We start from the raw sequence: 21,201 nt of genomic DNA on the forward strand, positions 1-21,201 counted from the left end.
ACCCACCGACCAGTGCGCATGGCGGTTCTGGTACCCGCCCTGCGCCGAACCAGCGGGGCAGAACACGTACTCCCGAGGACCACGGGCAGCAGGGGGAAGATGTGCGCGAGACAGTCCACCGCCATCTGGGGAAATTACTGACGGGCGCGGCCCTCGCGGCGGCGGGGACCGCCGCGATGGCCGCGGTCACCCTGCCGGGCACGGCGGGCGCGGACGACTCCGGGGGCGCCGGGGGCGGCACCCGGGCCGCGGGGCAGGCCGCTCAGCAACCGGACACCGTCCGGCCGGGCGTCGTGGAGCGGGCGCCCGCCCAGCGGGAACAGGGCACGGGCCGCGACCCGCTGACCGACGACGAGATCCGGCGCGTCGAGAGGGCCGCCGTGACCGGGCGGCTGTCGGTCACGGGCCGTGACGTCGGCGGAGGCCGCGGACCGCAGCGCCTCGCCGTCGACCTCGCCGAACCCGGGCCCGGCGAGGCCGACGACCCGGACGCGCCGCGCCGGGCCGACGTGACCTTCTACGACTACCGGACCGACAGCCTCGTGACCACGACCGTCGACCTGCGGACCGGGAAGGCCGAGCGGACCGGCTCCCAGCGCGGTGTCCAGCCGCCGCCGAGCCGCGCCGAGAACGCCGAGGCGGCCCGGATCCTCATCGCCGGCCCGCTCGGCGCGGGCCTGAGGGAGGACTACCAGGACGCCACCGGCAGGAAGCTCACCTCCCCGGACCAGCTGGAGCTGAGCGGCGGTGTCTACCGGGCAGCACCGGGCGCCCAGCCCGCGGTGCTCGACGACTGCGGCACGCACCGCTGCGTGCGGCTGTTCTCCAAGGTCAGGAACGGCCCCTGGATCGACACCAGAGACCTGGTGATCGATCTCAGTACCCGCAAGGCCGCCGCCCTCGACCGGGGCTGACCGGCCTCCGCCCGCCTCACCCACCCGACCTCCGGCAAGGAGTCACCTCGTCATGCCCGCACAGCACCTGCCCGGCGGCGTCCGGGCGCGAGCCGCCGGCCGTGTCCGCAAGGGAGCGGCCGTCGCCCTGTCCCTCGCCGCGCTGGCCGCCGGGGCCACCACGGGCGCCGGCCCGGCCGCGGCCCGCCCGCAGACCACGGCCGCGCCGGCCGCCGGATGCAGCACCGCCTACAGAATCGAACAGAAGCTGTCCACCGGCACGACCTGGCGCATGTGCCGGCGCTACGACAGCAAGGCCGGCCTCGTCCTGGAGAACGTCTCCTACCAGCCCAAGGGCGAGACAAAGCCGATCAAGGTCCTCAACAGCGCCAGACTCGGCCAGATCCACGTCCCCTACGACGACGGCAAGCACGAGTACGACGACCTGACGGGCCAGGGCTTCGCCCAGGGGCTGAGGGAGCTGGCGCCCGGCGAGTGCCCCGGCGGCACCATCAAGCCGGTCAGGGTCCCGGACGGGGACCCGCGGCACCCGGACGTCAAGGGCCTGTGCACGACCACCCGTTCCCGCGGCCACGCCTACCGGATGTCGGACTTCCGCACCGGCCGGGTCCACCAGACCCAGGGCAAGGACCTGCTGGTCTACACGGTCAACCAGGTCGGCTGGTACGAGTACATCACCGAGTGGCGGTTCCGGGACGACGGGACCGTCGACATGAACGTCGGCGCGACCGGCAGCCTCTCCTTCGAGGACTACAACGCCCAGGACGGACGCGGCTGGCCCATCGGCAAGGGCGCCAGGGACTACTCCACCAGCCACAGCCACAACGTCTTCTGGCGGCTGGACTTCGGTCTCGACGGCTCCTCCCGGACGAAGGTCGAGCAGTACGACTCGACCGTCAGTGCCCCCTCCGGCCGGCAGGAGGGCCCGTCCGCCAGGACCACCCGCACCAAGGTCACCAGGGAACTCGCGGCCGACCACAAGACCTACCGCTGGTGGCGGGTGGTCAGCGCGACCGGCAGGAACAAGGACGGCCACGCCCGCTCCTACGAGCTGGTCCCCGGGCCGACCACCAAGTATCCGGGCCGCGGCTTCACCAGGCACGACATGTACGTCACCCAGTACGACCCGTGCGAGCTGTTCGCCAGCAACAACCCCGGGTGCGCCGCCGGGCACCCCCGGTCCGTCGACAAGTGGGTCGACGGCCGGCCCCTCAGCCACCCGGTGGTCTGGATGAACGTCGGCTTCCACCACATCGCGCGGGACGAGGACCAGCAGCCCATGCCCGTGCACTGGCAGGGCTTCTCCATCGCCCCACGGGACGTCACGGCTATGAACCCGCTCACTCCCAAGGAGCTGGCATGGCAGAACGGTCATTGGGAATGGCGTAGTTGAGCGCGGCGGCCGGGAAACCGACCTGACCGTCCGGCTGCACCGCCGACCCCTCGCGGAGTACCCTTCCTTGATCGTTGAGACGGGAAAGGCCCGGGGGGCGGAAGGCGGTGCGCGGGTGGGCTCGGGAGGGCTGGAGCTGCCTTCTGGTGACGAGGGTCACGAGGGGAACTCCGCAGACGTCCCGCCCGGCGCGGTGTCCCTGGCCCGGCCGATGGACGCGGGATCCATCGGGCCGGAGCTGGACTGGGACGCCGACGCCTGGCGCGAGGTGCACACCCGCGCCCAGCGGGCCGGCCGTGCCTACATCTGGCTGAACCTCGTCGAACAACGGCTGCGCGCGGTCGTGGCCGCCGTGCTGCGGCCCGTCTACGAACCCGTCCACGGCGACGAGTGGGTGGTCGCCGCGGCCGGCCCGGCCGGGCAGGAGTGGGTGCAGCGCGCGGTCGCCGTGCGGGAGGTCAGCCGCCGCAAGGGCTATCTGCTCGACCCGGCCGACGACAACGTGCTCAGCTTCCTCACGCTGCCGCAGCTGCGCGAGCTGGTGGTGCAGCACTGGCCGTGCTTCGAGCCCTACTTCGACGAACGCCGGGACCTCGAACTCGCCCTGGACGAGCTGGAGGTGACCCGCAACGTCGTCTCCCGCAACCGGGCCCTGTCCGAGGCGGTGCTCGGCCAGGCCGAGCGGGCCTCGGCACGGCTGCTGGAGATGCTCGGCGCCGGCGGTGACGTCCCCTCGGCGCGCCGGCTGCCCGTCGACGCGGTCGAGGACCTGGTCGGCGACCGGTACGCCGATGTCGTCGCCGTCCACTCCGACCGGGTGCGGCTGCTGCGCCAGTTCCCGGCCGAGGACATCTTCGACGGCGCCCGCCGGCTCGACGCCATCGGTATCGGGCTCAACCTGCTGGTGCAGAACTTCTCCGGACGGCGCCTGGTCCGGCTCGCCGAATCGGGCTGCCGGGTGCGCCTGCTCTTCCTCAACCCTGCCTCCAGCTCGGTCAAGCGCCGCGAACGCGAACTCGGGATGAGGCGGGGCGAACTGGGCCGCTCCGTGGAGATGAACATCCTGCACATGCGCCGGGTGCGGTCGAGACTGCGCGATCCGGGCGCCTTCGAGATCCAGGTGTACGACGAGACGCCGCGCTTCACCGCCTATCTGGTGGACGCCGACGGAGCCGACGGCGTGGCCGTGGTGCAGTCCTATCTGCGCGGGGCGCGGGGCATGGAGTCACCGGTGCTGGTGCTGCGCAACGGCAGCCGGGTGGTCAGACCGGACCAGGCCGGAGAAGCCGGGCTTTTCCCGACATATCGCGAGGAGTTCGAGCTGGCGTGGGCGGATTCGCGCCCTGTGTCCTGAACGGTCCGCAGGAGAAGCGGAACGCGGTCCCCGGATTGTCAGTGGCGCGTGCGAGGGTGAAGGCCACTGGGGGAAAGCACCACCAAGAAGGGGGGCCGCCCATGGGCTGGCACCAGGAGCTGCTGATCGGCTTCGACCTGGAGACGACCGGGACCGATCCGCGCGAGGCGCGCATCGTCACGGGTGCCGTGATCGAGGTGCGGGCCGGTGAGCCCATGGGGCACCGGGAGTGGCTCGCCGATCCGGGCGTGGAGATCCCGGCCGACGCGGTTGCCGTGCACGGCATCAGCAACGAACGCGCGACGGCCGAGGGCCGCCCCGCCGACCGGGTCGCCGACGCCATCGCGGACGTCCTGGTGTCCTACTGGACGGCGGGCGTGCCGGTCGTCGCCTACAACGCGGCCTTCGACCTCAGCCTGCTCTCGGCGGAACTGCGCAGGTACGGCCTGCCGTCCCTCTCCGACCGGCTGGGCGGCATACGGCCCGCCCCGGTCATCGACCCCTACACCATCGACCGCCGGGTCGACCGCTACCGCCGCGGCAAGCGGAACCTGGAGGCGGTCTGCGCCGAGTACGGCATAGTCCTCGACGCCGCCCACGACGCCTCCGCCGACGCCCTGGCCGCGGCCCGCCTGGCGGCCGCGATAGCCGACCGTCACCCCAAGATCGCCGCCCTCGGCCCGGCGGAACTGCACCACCGTCAGATCGAGTGGTACGCGGCCTGGGCGGCCGACTTCCAGGCGTTCCTGCGCCGCAAGGGGGACTCCGGGGCCGTGGTGGACGGGGTCTGGCCGCTGCGGGAGCCGGTGGACGAGCGGGTCTGAGCGGGGCGGCCGCCGGCTCAGAAGGGATACCAGCGCACCGTCTCGTCGCCGTCGCGCAAGGAGGCCACCCGGCGCCGGAACTCGGCCAGCGCCCTGGCGTCGGCCGGCGCGTGCTGGGCCACCCAGGCGCAGCTGGCCGTCTCCCGGGCGCCCCGCAGCACCGCGCACCCCTCCCACTCCCGCACGTCCCAGCCGTACGCCGAGGTGAAGGAGTCGTAGGCCTCGGCGGGCAGGCCGTACCGGTCGCGGGAGAGGGCCATGACCACCAGGTCGTGCTCGCGCAGATCCGCCGAGAAGGTCTCCAGGTCGACCAGGACCGCACCGTCCGGCCCGATGTGCACGTTACGGGGCAGCGCGTCGCCGTGGACCGGGCCCGGGGTCAGCCGCGGGGTCAGTGCCGCCGCCTGTGCCGCGAAGCCGTCGCGGCGCGCGCGGAGATAGGCCGCGTCCTCGGGGTCGATCGCGTCCCCCGCGAGCCGCAGCCAGCGCTCCACACCGCCCAGCAGATCGCGGGGCGGCAGGGCGAACGGGGGAGAGGGGAGTGCGTGCACGATCCGCAGCAGCCCGGCCAGGTCCCGCGGTTCGGCGGGCCGCACGGGATCCGGCAGCCGGTGCCACACGGTCAGCGGGTGGCCGTCCACCAGCAGCGGCTCCGGCTCGGCCGCCCGTACCGCCGGCACGCCCGCCGCGGCCAGCCAGCCGGCGACGGCCAGCTCGCGCCCGGCCCGCTCCAGCAGCTCGGCGTCGCGGCCCACCTTGACCACCAGCCCGCCGGCGGCGAACACCGCGTTCTCGCCGAGGGCCAGGAGCCGCGCGTCCCGGGCCGGCCCCGGCAGCACTCCCGCCAGGGCCAGTACGTCCCGTGCCCGTGCCTCGTCCATCCTCGTGCCTCCGTGCCGTCTTCCGTGCCGCCCATGGGCCCACCGCGTGTTCCGGACGCGGGGCCTTTCCCCGGCAGTCTCCCATTCGTCCAGGTGGGGCGGCGGGCGCGGTCCCTTGACGAGGTGTCGGGTCTTCACGAACATGAACACGCCAATCCGAGCAGGCAAAGGGGCTGATCCCGTGACATCAGCGGCCGAGGCGCGGAGACCACCGGCCGGTGCGCGGCGGCCGGCCGGGCGTCGCTCAGCCGGTCATGGCGCCTGGTTCCTGGTCCTGCCCGCACTCCTGCCGATCCTCGTGCTCAGCGTCGGCCCGCTGCTCTACGGCATCCTGCTCGCCTTCACCGACGCCCAGTCCGGCCGGACGGCCGCCACCCGGTGGATCGGTGCCCTCAACTTCCGGGACCTGCTGCACGACACCCTCTTCTGGGAGTCGTTCCGGATCGGGCTGGTCTGGGCGGCCGGCGTCACCGTGCCCCAGTTCGTGCTGGCGCTCGGCCTGGCCCTGCTCCTCGACCAGGACCTGCGCCTGCGCGGCCTCGCCCGGGCGCTGGCGATCGTGCCGTGGGCGATGCCCGAGGTCGTCGTCGGCATCATGTGGCGGCTCGTCTACCACCCGGACGCCGGGATCCTCGACCAGACCCTCCGCGACCTGGGACTCGGCGACGGCCGGGACTGGCTGAGCGGCCTGGCCTCCGCACTGCCCGCGGTGATCGTCGTCGGTGTCTGGGCGGGCCTGCCGCAGACCACGGTCGCCCTGCTCGCCGGGCTCCAGAACGTCCCGCGCGAACTGAGCGAGGCGGCGGCCGTGGACGGGGCGGGCGCCTGGCGGCGTTTCCGCACCGTCACCTGGCCCGCGCTCAGACCGGTCGCCCTCGCCGTCACCGCGCTCAACCTGATCTGGAACCTCAACTCCTTCGCCCTGGTCTACGTGCTCACCGGCGGCGGACCCGGCGGGCGGACCCGGCTGCCGATGCTCTTCGCCTACGAGGAGGCCTTCCGTTACGGCCAGTTCGGGTACGCGGCGGCGATGGGCTGCGTGCTGGTCGCGGTGGTCTCCGTCCTGCTCGCGGTGTTCCTGGCCGGCCGGCTGCGAGGCGGTGACGACGCGTGAGGACCCGCCGCGCGGCCCGCGCCGGGCAGTACGCCGCACTGCTCGGTTACCTGCTCTTCCTGGCCTTCCCGCTGCTGTGGCTGCTGTCGACCGCGCTCAAGTCCCCGCGCGAGCTGGGCAGCCTGCGCCCCGCCTGGATCCCGCGCCACCCCACCCTGGCCAACGTACGACAGGCCTTCGCCGAGCAGCCGCTCGCGCACGCCGCCCTCAACTCCCTGCTGGTGGCGCTCACCACCGCCGTCGTCGCCGTGCTCGTCGCGACACCGATGGCCTACGTCATGGTCCGGCAGCGCACCCGGCTCGCCCGGGCCGCCACGGGCTGGGTGGTGGTCAGCCAGGCGTTCCCCCTCGTACTGGTGATCATCCCGCTGTTCCTGGTGCTGAAGGACCTGCGGCTGATCGACTCCCTGACCGGACTGGTACTGGTGTACGTCGTGTGGGCGCTGCCGTTCGCCCTGTGGATGCTCACCGGCCATGTCCGGGCGGTGCCCGCCGAACTGGAGGAGGCGGCGGCCGTCGACGGGGCCGGACGGCTGCGCACCCTCGTGTCGGTGACGGCACCCCTGCTCGCGCCGGGGATCGCGGCGACGGCGCTGTTCGCGTTCGTCACCGCCTGGAACGAGTTCTTCTTCGCGCTGGTGCTCCTCAAGAGCCCCGGGAAGCAGACCCTCCCGGTCGTCCTCACCCACTTCGTCGGCGCGGAGGGCGTGGCGGACCTCGGCCCGCTGGCCGCCGCCGCCTTCCTCGCCACCCTGCCCTCCGTGGCCGTCTTCGCGCTCGTCCAGCGGCGGATCACGGGCGGCCTGCTCACCGGGGCGGTGAAGAGCTGATGCGGACCCTCGCCAAGGCGCTCGTGGCGCTCCTGCTGCTCCTCGCGGGCTGCTCACCGCCGGGCCGCCAGGACGGCCCGGTCGTCCTGCGCTTCCAGTCCCTGGCCTGGCAGCGGGAGTCCGTCGCCGCCAACAAGGACCTGGTGCGGGAGTGGAACGCGAGCCATCCCGACGTCAGGGTCGAGTACGTCCAGGGCAGCTGGGACAGCGTGCACGACCAGCTGCTCACCTCCTTCGAGGGCGGCGAGGCCCCGGACGTCCTCCACGACGCCTCCGACGACCTCGCCGACTTCGCCCACGGCGGCTACCTCGCCGACCTGACGCACCTGCTGCCCGCCCGGCTCCGGGCCGACATCCCGCGCAGCGGCTGGGACGCGGTCACCTTCGGGCGCGGCGTCTACGGCGTGCCGTTCCTCCAGGAACCCCGGGTGCTGATCGCCGACGCCACCCGGCTGCGGGCGGCGAACGTGCGCATACCGACACCGGCGCACCCGTGGAGCTGGGCGGAGTTCCGTCAGGTCGCCAGGAAGCTGAGCGGGCCCGGCAGGTACGGCGTGGCCTGGCCGCTCAGGGAACCCGTCTCCGCCACGCTCGGCCTGTCCCTGTCGGCGGGCGGCCGGCTCTTCCACCGGGGCGCCGACGGCAGGGACACCGTGCGCTTCACGGCCGGGGACGCGGTCGTCCCGCGCACCATCCACGACCAGGTCGCCGTCGACCACAGCGCGCCCTCGGCCACGCTCGGCAGCAGCGGCTCGGACACCCTGCCCGGCTTCTTCGCGGGCCGCTACGCGATGGTCCCGCTGGGCTTCTCCTACCGCCAGCAGATCGTCCAGCAGGCCCCGGAGGGTTTCCGCTGGGAGGTGCTGCCCGCACCGGCGGGCGCCGACGGGCTCACCCAGGGCGTCAGTCCGCAGACCCTGTCCGTCTCCGCGGACTGCCCGCACAAGAAGGAGGCGGTGGCGTTCGTCGACTTCCTGCTGCGCCCGCGGAACATGGTCCGTCTCGCCCTCGGTGACTGGATGCTGCCCACCGGCGCCCGGGCCCTTGAGGATCCCGCCCTGCACACGGCGGAGAACGGCTGGGCCACCGGTACCGCCCTCGCGGCCCGGCTCCGGCCGGCGCCCGCCCAGTCGGTCCGGGGCTACCCGGAGTGGAAGGACAAGGTGGCCACCCCGGCCTATCAGGAGTACTACAGCGGCGCGATCGGCCTCGCGGGGCTGCGCGACCGGCTGGAGAAGGACGGCAACCTGGTGCTGGCCCGCTACCAGCGCTGACGGCCCCGGGAGAGGGGGAGGGACCGGACACGGGAAAGGCACTAGACGAGACGTATCGTCTCGCGTAGTGTCCGTGACATGACTCCAGTGACCGCACCCGCCCACATCGCCATGTTCTCCATCGCCGCCCACGGCCACGTGAACCCCAGCCTGGAGGTCGTCCGGGAACTCGTCGCCCGCGGCCACCGGGTCACGTACGCCATCCCGCCGTCCTTCGCCCGCACGGTGGCCGCCACCGGTGCCGAGCCCGTGCCCTACACCTCCACCCTGCCCGGCCCCGACGCCGGCCCCGAAGCGTGGGGCACCACCCTCCTGGACACCGTGGAGCCGTTCCTGGACGACGCCGTCCAGGCGCTCCCGCAGCTCGCCGCCGCCTACGCCGGTGACACGCCCGACCTCGTCCTGCACGACATCGCCTCCTACCCGGCCCGCGTCCTCGCCCACCGCTGGGGCGTCCCGGCGATCTCCCTCTCCCCGAACCTCGTCGCCTGGGAGGGCTACGAGGAGGAGGTCGCCGAGCCGATGTGGAGGGAACCGCGGCAGACCGGACGCGGGCAGGCGTACTACGCCCGGTTCGAGGCGTGGCTGGCCGAGAACGGGATCACCCAGCACCCGGACCCCTTCGTCGGCCGCCCGGCACGCTCCCTGGTGCTCATCCCGAAGGCGCTCCAGCCGCACGCCGACCGGGTCGACGAACGCGTCCACACGTTCGTCGGCGCCTGCCAGGGCGACCGCGCCGACCAGGGTGACTGGCAGCGGCCCGCCGGCGCGGAGAAGGTCGTCCTCGTCTCCCTCGGCTCGGCGTTCACCAAGCGGCCCGCGTTCTACCGCGCGTGCGTGCGCGCCTTCGCGGACCTGCCCGGCTGGCACCTCGTCCTGCAGACCGGCCCGCACGTGACCCGCGCCGAGCTGGGCGACGTACCGGCCGGTGTGGAGGTCCACAGCTGGGTGCCCCAGCTGGCGATCCTGCGGCAGGCCGACCTGTTCGTCACCCACGCCGGCGCCGGCGGCAGCCAGGAGGGACTGGTCACCGCCACGCCGATGATCGCCGTACCGCAGGCCGTCGACCAGTTCGGCAACGCCGACATGCTCCAGAGCCTCGGCGTCGCCCGGCACCTGCCGGCCGAGCAGGCCACCGCCGAGCGGCTCCGCGAGGCCGCGCTCGCCCTCGTGGACGATCCGGAGGTCGCGCGCCGGCTGGCTCGGATCCGGGCGGAGACGGCCCGGGAGGGCGGCACCCGGCGGGCGGCGGACCTCATCGAGGCCGAACTGCCGGGCCGCCGCCCGTGACGGGCCTCCGTCAGAGGGACGCCGTGGTGTCGAGCCGGGCCTTGTAGAGGACCGCTCCCTGCCGGGCCCGGGCGACACCGCTCACGTCGAAGTGGACGTACTTCGTCCCGAAGGCGTTGCCGCCCTCGACCGCTCCGGTCCACATCTGCTCACCGGAGGAGTGGTGCACGTACGACTTGACCAGCTTGCGCGTGTGCAGAGTCGTGCGCCGCATGGTCGACCTGTCGACCGCGTAGACGCCGTTGGTGTCGGTGACGAGGAGCCGGCCGGGGTACTGGTGGTCCGGCTGGAGGTCGTGCGGGTGGTGGAAGCCGGTGAGCCGGCGGCCGGTGTCCTCCACCAGGCGGGCCGAGTGCGCGCTCGTCACGATCCGGTAGGCCGTCAGCACCGAGGCGCCCGCCGCCCACATCCGCTCCAGTCGCGGGTCCCACAGCAGGCCGTGCGCCTGCGGGAACGGGACCGGTGAGCCCGCGCGGACCAGGGAGGTGCGCGGCGGCGCCGGCCGCGTTCGACGTGCTCGTCGGGGACATGAACTCCGGGCGGACCTTCCTCTTCGACCGCAACAAGCCGTTCACCGACGCGCACATCAGATGGCAGCTGAACCCGGTGGGTCCGGGGCATCCGATGGAACACCGCTTCCAGGACACGAGCGGCGACGGCCAGATCCTCCTCGCCGCGACCGGCACCCCGGACAGCGGGAGGGCGAGCGTCTACCGGCGCCGGGAAAGAAGCTGCTGTGCGGGCGGCATGCGGCGACAAGGTCACCCTGGTCCCGCTGGACGGGGCCCCGCACGGCGGCGGTTCCTCCTGGCAGTCCCTCGTCCGGGGCACCGCACCATCGAGGCGGACCACCTCAACGGCGAGATCGTCCTGCTGGGCCGGCTGCACGGCGTGCCGACGCCGCTGAACGCCCTGCTGCAACGCCTCGCGAGCCGGTTCGCGCGCGAACGCCGGCCGGCCGGCTCCCTGCCCGTCACCGGACTGGTCCGGCTGGCCGACGAGGCGGCGCGGCAGGGGGGGCGACCCCCCCGCCGCCCCGCGGTGTGCCGGGACGCGCGCGGGGGAGACGCCCCGCGTGCGGCAATTGGGCCAGGAAAAGGGGGTCCGATTGGGCCGGGAGATCGGTCCACCGGCCCTCTAGCGTCGGCGGTATGACGCACAGCAGCACCAGGACCACCCCCGACGCCCCCACCGCCCCGACCCGGATCGACTTCTTCTTCGACCCGGCGTGCCCCTTCGCCTGGATCACCTCCCGCTGGCTGCTGGAGGTCGAGCGCCTGCGCCCGGTCGACCTCCGGTTCCGGGTGATGAGCCTGTACCTGCACAACACCGGCAACGAACTCCCCGGCTGGTACCGGGACCTGGTGGACCGCTCGGCCGGCCCGGTGCGGGTCGCGGTGGCCGCCGCCGAACGGCACGGCGAGACGGTCCTGCGCGACCTGTACACCGCGTTCGGGACCCGCATCCACGCACGGGGCGTCAAGGACTTCGACACGGTGATCGAGGAGTCGCTGGCCGAACTCGGGCTCCCCGCCGAGCTGTCGGCCGCCGCCCACGACCCCTCGTACGACGAGGCGGTCCGCCGCAGCCACACCGCCGGTGCAGAGCCGGAGACCGGCGGCTACGTCGGCACACCCACCCTCCACCTCGACGGCACGGTGTGGTTCGGCCCCGTGCTGCGCGCCGTTCCGCGCGGCGCCGAAGCGGCCGAACTCTATGACAGCTTCCGGGTACTGGCCCGGCACCCCGACCTCTTCGAACTCAAGCGCACCCGCACCGGCGCCCTTCGCTTCGACTGACCCGCAGGGCGAGTTGGCCGATAACAGTCCCTGACGCGCGCCGGCTTCGGCACGCCTGTGACGCGGACGCCGAGACCGGCGCAGAACAAAGAGCCACCGCGGTCCGACGTCACAGGGGAATGCCGGACCGCGGCGGCCGATAGCACACATCCGCCCCCGGACGGGCCGGCTCACCGAACCTCGCGACAGCGCCCGCGCGGCGTCCCTAGGGTGAAACTCGTGGAAGGCCGGAGGGGGCGGGATGACGGTGACGCACGCATCATCATGCGGCACGCCGGGGCGGAGCCCAGCCCGCGAGCCGGTGCCCCCGGCGCCGTCTCGCGTCCGGGACGCGCGCGTGGCCGCTCACGGCGCCGCCTCCGGTCACCGGTGTGCCGGCTTCCGGATGCCGGTCAACGGACGTCCGTCACCCGGACGGGTGACTGTTTTCGGCCCTCTCGGCGTCCCCGCGGTCACGCGGAGCGTTCCCGGCCACCCGCCGTGGGCGGAGACCACCGGCGTCCGCCCCACCGGCGAGGCCCCACCCGTCATCGGCGTGCGGACCCGCGACATCGGTGACGTCGGCCGTCCCGGCACCTTCGGCGTCCACGGGACGGTCCGGCCGGGCGGGCAGCGCACCGAAGCCGCGATCCCCAGCCATCCGACGGCTCCCGCGGCCCGGACCCGAGCCGCCGCCCCAGAAGCGAGGACAGGACATGAGCACCTACCACTTCGGACCCGACCACGGCCCGGCCGACCTCGGTGACCGCGGCCGGATCCGCACCCCCTACGTCACCCCGGACCTGCCCGCGCTCATGCACGTCGCCGACCGGTTCACCGAGGCGCTGCGCGCCGAGTACCCGCGGCTGGTGAGCAACGGCGAGGTCGTCCAGCGGGAGCTGGCGCAGTCCGCGGAGGACGGTCTGCCCCCCAACCGGGGCCGTATCCGCACCGCCCTGGAGAACGTCGCCATCGGCGCGGCGGCCGGCACCGCCAGCCTCACCTTCACCCAGCAACTGACCGACGCCCTCGGTCTGTGAGCGGCCGGGGCCCCGCCGCCACGGGGCCCTCTCCCGGCCACCGCATGTCCACTCGCCGGGTGCCCCCTGGGGCGTCCTTCCCGGCGCGGCGCAGAGCCGGGACGGTGTCACGTGATGCGGCACTGCCGCTTCCCGGCCGCGATGCCGTGCCGCTCCGGCCTGCCCGACGGGCCGATGCTGTAGACGACTCCGTCCGCGGTGGTCAGCACGCTGTGGGCGTCGATCTGCGTCGGCTGTCTCCCGCCGTCCGCCGAGAGTGCTGTCAGCCGGCCGTCCGACAGGACGACTCCGCAGTCACGGAAGACACCGATCTCACCGTCGCTGTTCACCACGGTCTTGCGCAGGGGCGCGGACCGGTCCGCCGAGGCGAGGGAGATCGTCTGCTGTTGCTGCGCCTGGTCCGTACCCGCTGAGAAGGTCCCGAGTACGGTCGTGCTCCCGGAACTGGCGCAGTCGCTGGAGAACTGCGGGACTTCACGGATCTTCCTGCCGGTCGTCAGACGGTACTCGACGGCCTTCCTGCCGAGCGTCCACATGGTTTCCTGCTGCGCGGACAGGCAGCCGATGCTTCCGGGCAGTGCGTCGGAGACCAGGACCGGTGAAAGAGGCGCGCCCCTGAGCCGGAAGCGGTAGCCGCTCCAGGTCTGGGCGGAACCGGGCTGGACGGAGACCACCAGCGTGCTTTCGTCCGCGGAGACCCGCCCCAGCGCGTCGCTGACCCCTTGGGTGAACTTCTTGGTGTGGATGTGCCCGGATTCCGACCAGATGACCGAGGATTCGTCGGTCGCGACCCAGGTGTTCTCGTCCCTGGCCCAGTGGACGACCAGAGACCGACTGGGGGACGAGCGGACCGTGGAGGTGCCGCCGGTCTTCCAGACGGTGTGCGTCCGCGATTCCCGCTCGTTCAGTTCGGCCGTCGCGGATATGACGGCGTCCGGGCAGGTGCCCGCGCAGTGCACGTCGGTGGGGAAATAACGGCTTTCCCGCCATTTCTCGGTACCGTCGCTCGTGTATCCGGTCAGTACCTCGTGTTTCGTGTCGTACGTGATGTAGCCGTGGGAATCCCCGTCGGTCAGCACGACGGAATGGTCCGCGGCCGGCTGTGCTTCCGGGTTCGGCGACGACGATGTGCATCCGGTGGCGAGGAGAAGTCCGCTCAGTGCCGGTGCCAGTACGAGAAAGAGTTTCTGGGTGCTCATGCTTTTCCCGGTGTCAGGGACACCGCGTGGGTGCGCAGCCGCGCACCCACGCGACGGTCGGCGAACTAGAACACCCAGGACTGGGCCTTGCACTCGGTGGGCCAGGTGTCCAGCGCGTACCAGCCGTGGGTGACCAGGCGGGTCTTGCCCTTCTTGGTCACGGGATTCGCGCCCTGGGGGTAGCCGTAGCTGAACGTGATCATGTCCCACCGGATCGATCCGGGCTTCTCGTGGTCCCAGTCGATCCGGCTGTTGCCGACGAGCAGCCAGCTGGTCATGTCCGTGTCCGAGCGCGACTTCTTGATGCCGTGGCTGCTCGGGTAGAAATACCGGTTCAGGTGCTTCCAGGTCGTGCTCGTCTTCTTCGTGTAATACGTCCGCACCTTGATCTTGGCATCCGCGGTGGGAGTGAGCGAAGCGGAGCAGGTCGCATCCGCCTTGAGTGTGGCAGCGGACGCCTGAGGAGCTGACAGGCCGGTCAGCAGCATTGTGGCGGTGGCGGGTACCGCCAGGGTGGTCAGCCACTTCTTGGTGAGATTCACCGTATTCCCCGTTCTTTGGTTGTGTGATCATCCTTCCGTGCGAATGGGTGGGAGGGCAACCAAGTTGAGCGTTATCTGAGGTTCGGATTTCGCAATAAAATATGCAGACGGTATGCGCGTGAATATGCCACAGCATTCGGATGCGCCGTACGCGGGTCCGGAACTGCTGTACGGGCACTTCAGGCGATACGCGAGAGCGAAAGCCGCGGCGCTGCTTCGTCGAGCCGCTCCAGCAGGAGCCGAGCCACCTCCGGGGCCGGGCCGAGCACCTGGGCGAGCACGTCCGCCCCGGCCGCGCCCCGCGCGATGCGGTCCGGCAGGAAACCGGGGGCCAGCACGTACGGCGCGACGGCCACCCGCTCGCAGCCGAGGGCGCGCAGCTCCCGCACGGCGTCCTCGGTGCGCGGAAGGGACGCGGAGGCGAACGCAGGTCGCACGGCGCACCAACCGGTGTGCCACCACTCCCGCGCGATGTCGGCGATCACTGCGATCGCCTCCGGGTCGGAGGACCCCGCGGAGGCCAGCACGACCCCGGTCGAGGACTTGCCGGCGGGCGTGAGCCCCGCCTCGTACAACCGCCGATCCAACGCGGCCAGCAGCAACGGGGACGGGCCGAGGACCTCCGCCTGCCGGATCCGCAGCCGCGCCGGAGCGTCCCGCAGCACGGCGGGGATGTCGGCCTTGGCGTGGAAGGCACGGGTGAGCAGCAGCGGCAGGGCCACGACGTCCCGCACGCCCTCGGCCGCCAGCGACTCCAGTACTCCGTGCACCGACGGGACGTTGAAGTCCAGGAACCCCGTCTCCACGCGCAGCCCCGGCCGCAGCGACCGTACCCGCCGTACCAGGGCGTGCACGCTCGCCGCATGCCGCGGGTCACGGCTGCCGTGGGCGATGACGAGGAGAACGGGCTTGTCGTGCATGGGGCTAGCTCTTCACCAGCAGGCCGCGGTTGCGCAGCACCCGCCGCTCCAGCGGACTGAAGATCAACAGGTCGATGGCGATGCCGACGAACAGGATGAGCAGGATGGCCTCGAACACCATGGCCATGTCGGCGGCGGTGCGGGCGTTCTCCAGCAACTGGCCGAGGCCCACGCCCAGGTCGGGGTAGTTCGCGATGATCTCCGCGGCCATCAGCGACCGCCACGAGAAGGCCCAGCCCTGCTTCAGGCCGGCCACATAACCGGGCAGCGCGGCCGGCAGGGTGATGTGCCGGATGCTCCGGACACCGGTCGCCCCCAGTGTCCGGCCGGCGCGCAGGAACAGCGGCGGCACCTGGTCGACGCCGGCCACCAGGCCGTTGGCGACCGACGGGACCGCGCCGAGCAGGATCACCGCGTACATCATCGAGTTGTCCAGGCCCAGCCAGATCACCGCCGGCGGCACCCACGCCACCGACGGCAGTGACTGCAGGCCGGACAGGATCGGGCCGATGGCCGCGCGGACGAACTTCACCCGTGCCACCAGCAGACCCAGCGGGGTGCCGATGACCACCGCGAAGGCGAAGCCCAGCAGACCGCGCGAGACGCTGGTCCAGATGTACACGAGCAGATCGCCCTGGAGCCAGGCGTCCCTGAACGCGTCACCCACTGCTGCCGGCGAGGGAAGCTTCGTCGGGTTGTCGACCACCGGGTACAGCAGGGTCCAGACCGCGAGGATCACGGCGACGGCGACGACCGGAGGCAGGACCTTGCCGGTGAGCGTCTGCCGCAGCGGCGTACGGCCGACGACGCTGCTCTCCAGCGCGTCCAGGCCCGCCTCGACGCTGCCGGCGTCCGGCTGAACGGTCTTGGTCGTGTCAGTGCTGGCCATGGCGGCGGATCTCCCCACGCAGGACTTCGGTGATTTCGAGGGACAGTTCCGCCACGGGCGCGTCCTCGATGCGACGCGGCTGCGGGATGTCGACCGTCCACTCCCGCGCGATCCGGCCCGGACGGGAGGACAGCAGGATCACTCGCTGGGCCAGGCGCACCGCCTCGCGCACGTTGTGCGTGACGAACAGCACGGACAAGCCGGTCTCCTGCCAGATCCGGGTCAACTCGTCGTGCAGCACGTCCCGGGTGATGGCGTCCAGCGCCGCGAACGGCTCGTCCATCAGCAGCAGACTGCTCTCCTGGGCCAGTGCGCGGGCCATGGCCACACGCTGGCGCATACCGCCGGACAGCTCGTGGACACGCTTGCCGTACGCGCCCTTCAGCCGGACCAGTTCGAGCAGCTCCTGCGCCTTCTCCCTGCGCTGTGGGGCGGGAACTCCTCGTAGTTTGAGCGCGAGTTCTATGTTCTTGCCCGCGGTCAGCCACGGGAAGAGGGCGTGCTCCTGGAACATCAGGGCCGGGCGTCCGTCCGTGGCGATGGCACCCGCGGTCGGCCGGTCCAAACCCGCCACCAGGTTCAGCAGCGTGGACTTGCCGCAGCCCGAGGCCCCCAGGAGGGTGACGAACTCGCCCGGCGCGACATCGATGCTGATGTCGTCCAGCACGAGCTGCTGCCCGCCCGGTTCCGCGAAGGACTTCGAGACGTGCTCGAGGCGTGCCGCGAAGTCAATGGTCTCATCGGCCTTGGCGAGGGTCGTGGCCATGGTCGTCACCTCCTGGGAACTCATCGGGGACTTCGGTCAGCTGGTGCCGAGACCGGCCGCGTCGACCGGGCTCCGGCCGGCGGCCTTGAGGACCTTGTTGAGGATCCTCAGGTCGTAGATCCCCTTGAGGTCCGGCTTCTCCAGCAGGCCGGCCCTGACCGCGTGCCCCGCCTCGGTGTCGAGGGTGGCGGCCAGCGGGTCATCGGTGAACTGGATGGACTTCCAGGCGGGGTCGAGGATTTTCGCCGGCAGTGCCTTGCCGGAGTCCGTCTCCAGCCGCTTGTTCGCCGCCGCCTTCGCCGCGTCGGGGTTGGCGTCGATCCACTTGTTGGTCTCGACCGCGGCCTTCAGCACGGCTTCGACCGCCTTCGGGTGGTCCTTGAGGAAGCCCTGCCGCACGATGATGTTCGTGATCACGAACCTCTTGTCCGGCCACAGCGTCGACTCGTCCAGCAGCACCTTGGCGCCCTCGGCGACCAGCTTGGACGCGGTCGGTTCCGGCACCCAGGCACCGTCGATCGAACCGGACGCGTAGGCGTCCGGAGTGATCTTGTTGTCGGTACGGACGACGGTGACGTCACCCTTGCCGCTCTGCGCGTCGACCTTCCAGCCCTGGTCCGCCGCCCAGTTGAGGAACGCCACGTCCTGCGTGTTGCCCAGCTGGGGGGTGGCGATCTTCTTGCCCCTGACGTCCTTCAGGGACTTGATCTTCTTCGGGTCCACGACCAACTTCACACCGCCGGACGCCGAACCGCCGATGATCTTCAGGCTCTGGCCGTTCGACTTGGTGTAGCCGTTGATGGCCGGGGACGGGCCGATCCAGCCGATGTCGACGGAGCCGGAGTTGAGCGCCTCGATCTCGGAGGGGCCGGCGTTGAAGATCGCGGGCTTGACCTCGGTGGCGCCCAGTTCCTTCTGGAAGAAGCCCTTCTGCACGCCGACCAGCGCGGTCGCGTGCGTGAGGTTGCCGAAGTAGCCGATCCTGACGGTGTCGAGGCCATCGGTCTTCTCGGCCCCGGCAGCGATCTTGGCGTTGTTGTCCTCCTTGGCCTCGGAACCGTACCCGCAGGCGGCGAGAGTGAGGAGGGGAAGCGCGACTGTCACCGCGAGGCTACGGCGGAAAACGTTCGTTGCAGGCACGGAGGGTGTTCCTCTCGGAGGCCCGGCGGTCACGGTCTCTCAGGTCGTGGCCGGGAGATCGGCAGGTCTTCGTCTACGGCGGTGGGGGGTGCGGGCGCGCGAGCGGTGCGCGTACGTCAACGCACACATCGCGCCACTCCGCCCTGCCCGCTGCCGAGGGCGCCGCTGCCGACGCGGCCGCCCTCCTTCGCGAACGTCGAGTAGATATCGGTCGTCGTCATGCTCAGAAGTCCCATCCGTCGTCGTCGGCCTCGTCCTTGACGGGTTCGGGAGACGCGAACGACTCGCCGACCATGCCCGCGGTGAGCGTGGTGCCGTCGGCGGGGTCGATCAGGATGAAGGAGCCGGTACGGCGCGAGTCGGCGTAGGAGTCCACCGGCAGCGGCTCGGCGGTGCGGATCTTCACCCGGCCGATGTCGTTGGCGACGAGCCGCCCCGGATGCGGGTGCAGGGACAGGTCGTCGAGCGTGAGCCGGGACGGGATGTCCTTCACGACCGCCTTGACCGTGCGGGTGCCGTGCTTGAGCAGCACCCGGTGGCCGACGGTCAGCGGGGCGTCGGCGACGTGGCAGACGGTCGCCTCCACGTCCCGCGTGGTGGCCGGGGCGTCCTTGGTCGGGACGATCAGGTCGCCGCGCGAGACGTCGATGTCGTCCTCCAGCAGAACCGTCACCGACTGCGTCGTCCAGGCGACGTCGACCGGCTCGCCCAGCAGGTCGATCCCGGCGATCCGCGTGGTCCGGCCGGACGGCAGGACCGTGACGTCCTCGCCGACCCGGAACGTGCCGGCCGCGATCTGGCCCGCGTACCCCCGGTAGTCCGGGTGCTCGGCGGACTGCGGCCGGATCACGTACTGCACCGGCAGCCGCGCGTGGCAGTGCGCCAGGTCATGGCTGACCGGCACGGTCTCCAGGTGCTCGAGCACGGTGGGACCGCCGTACCAGTCCATGTTCGCGGACGGCTCCACCACGTTGTCCCCGGCGAGCGCCGAGATCGGGATGGCGGTGACCTCGGGGACGCCCAGCTCGGTCGCGTACGCCGTGAACTCCTCGGCGATCGCGGCGAACACCGGCTCCGCGTACCCGACGAGGTCCATCTTGTTCACGGCCAGGACCACGTGCGGGACGCGGAGCAGGGCGGCGATGGCCGCGTGCCGGCGGGTCTGTTCGACCACGCCGTTGCGGGCGTCGACCAGGACCACCGTCAGCTCGGCGGTGGAGGCACCCGTGACCATGTTCCGGGTGTACTGCACATGGCCCGGCGTGTCGGCCAGGATGAACCGGCGGCGCGGGGTCGCGAAGTAGCGGTAGGCGACGTCGATGGTGATGCCCTGTTCCCGCTCGGCGCGCAGGCCGTCGGTGAGCAGCGCGAGGTCCGGGCCCGCCTGGCCGCGGCTCGCGGAGACGCGCTCCACGGCCTCCAGCTGGTCGGTGAGGACCGACTTGGAGTCGTGCAGCAGCCGCCCGACGAGCGTGGACTTGCCGTCGTCCACGGAACCGGCCGTGGCGAACCGCAGCAGGGTGGTCTCCGGGAGGACCTCGGTCGTGGTCGTGCTCATCGTTAGAAGTACCCCTCGCGCTTGCGGTCTTCCATCGCGGCCTCGGACATCTTGTCGTCGGCGCGGGTCGCACCCCGCTCGGTGAGCCGGGAGGCGGCGATCTCGGCGATCACGGCATCCAGCGTGGTGGCGTCGGAGTCGACGGCGCCGGTGCACGACATGTCACCGACGGTGCGGTAGCGGACCTGCCGCAGCTCGACGGTCTCGGTGTCCTTCGGGCCGCCCCACTCGCCGGCCGTCAGCCACATGCCGCCGCGCCGGAACACCTCGCGCTCGTGCGCGAAGTAGATCTGCGGCAGCTCGATGCCCTCCCGGGCGATGTACTGCCAGACGTCCAGCTCGGTCCAGTTCGACAGCGGGAACACCCGGACGTGCTCACCGGGGGCGTGCCGGCCGTTGTACAGGTTCCACAGCTCGGGGCGCTGACGGCGGGGGTCCCACTGGGAGAACTCGTCGCGCAGGGAGAAGACGCGCTCCTTGGCGCGGGCCTTCTCCTCGTCCCGGCGTCCGCCGCCGAACACGGCGTCGAACCGCTCGCTCTGGATCTTCTCGGTGAGGGGAAGGGTCTGGAGCGGGTTGCGGGTGCCGTCGGGCCGTTCCTTGAGCACACCGCGGTCGATGTAGTCCTGGACGGAGGCCACATGGAGACGCAACCCATGTGCCGCGACCACACGGTCCCGGTACTCGAGAACTTCCGGGAAGTTGTGTCCGGTGTCCACATGGAGCAGGGAGAACGGGACCGGGGCCGGGGCGAACGCCTTCAGCGCCAGGTGCAGCATGACGATGGAGTCCTTGCCGCCGGAGAACAGGATCACCGGGTTCTCGAACTCGCCCGCCACCTCGCGGAAGATGTGCACGGCCTCGGACTCGAGGGCCTCCAGATGCGACAGGGCGTACGGGCTGTGCGTGCCCTCTTCCACCGTGACGACCGTGGTCATGCCCATCCCCTCTCGCTCAGCAGCGCGTACACCGACGCCGCGGACTCCTGCACCGTCTGGTGCTGCGACTCGATCCGCAGGTCGGGCCCGACCGGCTCCTCGTACGGGTCGTCCACGCCGGTCAGTCCGGTCAGCTCGCCCGCGGCCTGCCTGGCGTACAGCCCCTTCACATCGCGCTCGCTGCACACCTCGACCGGGGTCGCCACATGGATCTCCAGGTACGGCGTCCCGTTCTCCTCGTGCCGCTTGCGCACCGCGTCCCGGCTGTCCGCGTACGGCGCGATCACCGGCACCAGCGCCGTGACGCCGTTGCGGGCGAGCAGTTCGGCGACGAAGCCGATGCGCTGCACGTTGGTGTGCCGGTCCTCCCGGGAGAAGCCGAGGCCCGCCGAGATGAACTCGCGGATCTCGTCGCCGTCGAGCACCTCGACGCGTCGGCCGCCGGCGCGCAGCCGGCCGGCCAGCTCGTACGCGATGGTGGTCTTTCCGGCGCTCGGCAGGCCCGTGAGCCAGACGGTGGCTCCGGTCGTCACGTGGTTCTCCTGATTCTGGTCGTT

General features: G+C 71.8%; 21 protein-coding genes and 1 pseudogene. 11 read left to right on the plus strand and 11 right to left on the minus strand.

Features of this window, described 5'->3' with window-relative positions:
* Nucleotides 1–101: 101 nt before the first annotated feature.
* From ACF1BE_RS10030 to ACF1BE_RS10045, 4 genes are all read left to right on the plus strand, one after another.
* Nucleotides 102–914, plus strand: coding sequence for a Tat pathway signal sequence domain protein (locus tag ACF1BE_RS10030; protein ID WP_392198504.1), 813 nt, complete (start codon nucleotides 102–104; stop codon nucleotides 912–914).
* Between the two features lie 52 nt (nucleotides 915–966).
* Nucleotides 967–2,307, plus strand: coding sequence for a copper amine oxidase (locus ACF1BE_RS10035; protein ID WP_392198505.1), 1,341 nt, complete (start codon nucleotides 967–969; stop codon nucleotides 2,305–2,307).
* A gap of 115 nt (nucleotides 2,308–2,422) precedes the next feature.
* Entirely contained in the window at nucleotides 2,423–3,661 is a 1,239-nt protein-coding gene (locus ACF1BE_RS10040) for an SAV2148 family HEPN domain-containing protein (protein ID WP_392198506.1), read from the plus strand.
* A gap of 101 nt (nucleotides 3,662–3,762) precedes the next feature.
* On the plus strand, nucleotides 3,763–4,485 hold the full coding sequence (locus ACF1BE_RS10045; RefSeq protein ID WP_392198507.1) for a 3'-5' exonuclease: 723 nt from the start codon (nucleotides 3,763–3,765) through the stop codon (nucleotides 4,483–4,485).
* Between the two features lie 17 nt (nucleotides 4,486–4,502).
* Here the strand turns inward: ACF1BE_RS10045 and ACF1BE_RS10050 are convergent, their stop codons facing one another.
* A complete protein-coding gene (locus tag ACF1BE_RS10050) occupies nucleotides 4,503–5,366 on the minus strand; it encodes a phosphotransferase enzyme family protein (protein ID WP_392198508.1) in 864 nt (287 codons plus the stop codon).
* 142 nt (nucleotides 5,367–5,508) lie between these two features.
* Here ACF1BE_RS10050 and ACF1BE_RS10055 point away from each other — a divergent pair, with 142 nt between their 5' ends.
* From ACF1BE_RS10055 to mgt, 4 genes are all read left to right on the plus strand, one after another.
* A complete protein-coding gene (locus tag ACF1BE_RS10055) occupies nucleotides 5,509–6,480 on the plus strand; it encodes a carbohydrate ABC transporter permease (RefSeq protein WP_392198509.1) in 972 nt (323 codons plus the stop codon).
* Nucleotides 6,477–7,310: a carbohydrate ABC transporter permease gene (locus tag ACF1BE_RS10060; RefSeq protein ID WP_392198510.1), complete on the plus strand. Its 834-nt coding sequence runs from the start codon at nucleotides 6,477–6,479 to the stop codon at nucleotides 7,308–7,310. Before ACF1BE_RS10055 ends, ACF1BE_RS10060 begins: the two co-directional genes overlap by 4 nt.
* Nucleotides 7,310–8,584 carry an ABC transporter substrate-binding protein gene (locus ACF1BE_RS10065; protein WP_392198511.1) on the plus strand — a complete coding sequence of 425 codons (1,275 nt, stop codon included), beginning with the start codon at nucleotides 7,310–7,312 and terminating at the stop codon, nucleotides 8,582–8,584. Before ACF1BE_RS10060 ends, ACF1BE_RS10065 begins: the two co-directional genes overlap by 1 nt.
* A gap of 78 nt (nucleotides 8,585–8,662) precedes the next feature.
* The gene (mgt, locus tag ACF1BE_RS10070) at nucleotides 8,663–9,874 is read left to right on the plus strand and encodes a macrolide-inactivating glycosyltransferase (protein WP_392198512.1); all 1,212 of its coding nucleotides are present in this window, start codon (nucleotides 8,663–8,665) and stop codon (nucleotides 9,872–9,874) included.
* Between the two features lie 10 nt (nucleotides 9,875–9,884).
* On the opposite strand, the gene ACF1BE_RS10075 is transcribed toward mgt, so the two are convergent.
* The gene (locus ACF1BE_RS10075; protein ID WP_392198513.1) at nucleotides 9,885–10,283 is read right to left on the minus strand and encodes a hypothetical protein; all 399 of its coding nucleotides are present in this window, start codon (nucleotides 10,281–10,283) and stop codon (nucleotides 9,885–9,887) included.
* A gap of 342 nt (nucleotides 10,284–10,625) precedes the next feature.
* Between ACF1BE_RS10075 and ACF1BE_RS10080 the strand changes: the two are divergent.
* The 3 genes and pseudogenes from ACF1BE_RS10080 to ACF1BE_RS10090 form a co-directional block, all read left to right on the plus strand.
* Nucleotides 10,626–10,882, plus strand: a pseudogene (locus ACF1BE_RS10080) (ketopantoate reductase family protein); the annotation flags it as partial.
* 143 nt (nucleotides 10,883–11,025) lie between these two features.
* Entirely contained in the window at nucleotides 11,026–11,673 is a 648-nt protein-coding gene (locus ACF1BE_RS10085) for a DsbA family protein (RefSeq protein ID WP_392198514.1), read from the plus strand.
* 695 nt (nucleotides 11,674–12,368) lie between these two features.
* Nucleotides 12,369–12,692, plus strand: a complete 324-nt coding sequence (locus ACF1BE_RS10090) for a hypothetical protein (protein WP_392198515.1) — start codon at nucleotides 12,369–12,371, stop codon at nucleotides 12,690–12,692.
* A 107-nt stretch (nucleotides 12,693–12,799) separates the two neighbouring features.
* Here ACF1BE_RS10090 and ACF1BE_RS10095 read toward each other — a convergent pair whose 3' ends face one another.
* The 9 genes from ACF1BE_RS10095 to cysC form a co-directional block, all read right to left on the minus strand.
* The gene (locus tag ACF1BE_RS10095; RefSeq protein ID WP_392198516.1) at nucleotides 12,800–13,891 is read right to left on the minus strand and encodes a hypothetical protein; all 1,092 of its coding nucleotides are present in this window, start codon (nucleotides 13,889–13,891) and stop codon (nucleotides 12,800–12,802) included.
* A gap of 65 nt (nucleotides 13,892–13,956) precedes the next feature.
* Entirely contained in the window at nucleotides 13,957–14,433 is a 477-nt protein-coding gene (locus ACF1BE_RS10100; protein ID WP_392198517.1) for a hypothetical protein, read from the minus strand.
* A 179-nt stretch (nucleotides 14,434–14,612) separates the two neighbouring features.
* The gene (locus ACF1BE_RS10105; protein WP_392198518.1) at nucleotides 14,613–15,353 is read right to left on the minus strand and encodes a sirohydrochlorin chelatase; all 741 of its coding nucleotides are present in this window, start codon (nucleotides 15,351–15,353) and stop codon (nucleotides 14,613–14,615) included.
* Nucleotides 15,354–15,357: 4 nt separating this feature from the next.
* Nucleotides 15,358–16,242, minus strand: a complete 885-nt coding sequence (locus ACF1BE_RS10110; RefSeq protein WP_392198519.1) for an ABC transporter permease — start codon at nucleotides 16,240–16,242, stop codon at nucleotides 15,358–15,360.
* Nucleotides 16,229–17,032, minus strand: a complete 804-nt coding sequence (locus ACF1BE_RS10115; protein ID WP_392198520.1) for an ABC transporter ATP-binding protein — start codon at nucleotides 17,030–17,032, stop codon at nucleotides 16,229–16,231. The genes ACF1BE_RS10110 and ACF1BE_RS10115 overlap by 14 nt, the downstream gene beginning before the upstream one ends.
* A gap of 12 nt (nucleotides 17,033–17,044) precedes the next feature.
* Nucleotides 17,045–18,148, minus strand: coding sequence for an ABC transporter substrate-binding protein (locus ACF1BE_RS10120; RefSeq protein WP_392198521.1), 1,104 nt, complete (start codon nucleotides 18,146–18,148; stop codon nucleotides 17,045–17,047).
* Between the two features lie 223 nt (nucleotides 18,149–18,371).
* Complete coding sequence (locus ACF1BE_RS10125) at nucleotides 18,372–19,706, minus strand: sulfate adenylyltransferase subunit 1 (protein WP_392198522.1); 1,335 nt, start codon at nucleotides 19,704–19,706, stop codon at nucleotides 18,372–18,374.
* Between the two features lie 2 nt (nucleotides 19,707–19,708).
* Entirely contained in the window at nucleotides 19,709–20,644 is a 936-nt protein-coding gene (gene cysD, locus ACF1BE_RS10130; protein WP_392198523.1) for a sulfate adenylyltransferase subunit CysD, read from the minus strand.
* Nucleotides 20,641–21,177 carry an adenylyl-sulfate kinase gene (cysC, locus tag ACF1BE_RS10135; protein ID WP_392198524.1) on the minus strand — a complete coding sequence of 179 codons (537 nt, stop codon included), beginning with the start codon at nucleotides 21,175–21,177 and terminating at the stop codon, nucleotides 20,641–20,643. Before cysC ends, cysD begins: the two co-directional genes overlap by 4 nt.
* Nucleotides 21,178–21,201: the final 24 nt, after the last annotated feature.

The organism is Streptomyces sp. NPDC014991 (assembly GCF_043080665.1).
Taxonomy (GTDB): domain Bacteria; phylum Actinomycetota; class Actinomycetes; order Streptomycetales; family Streptomycetaceae; genus Streptomyces.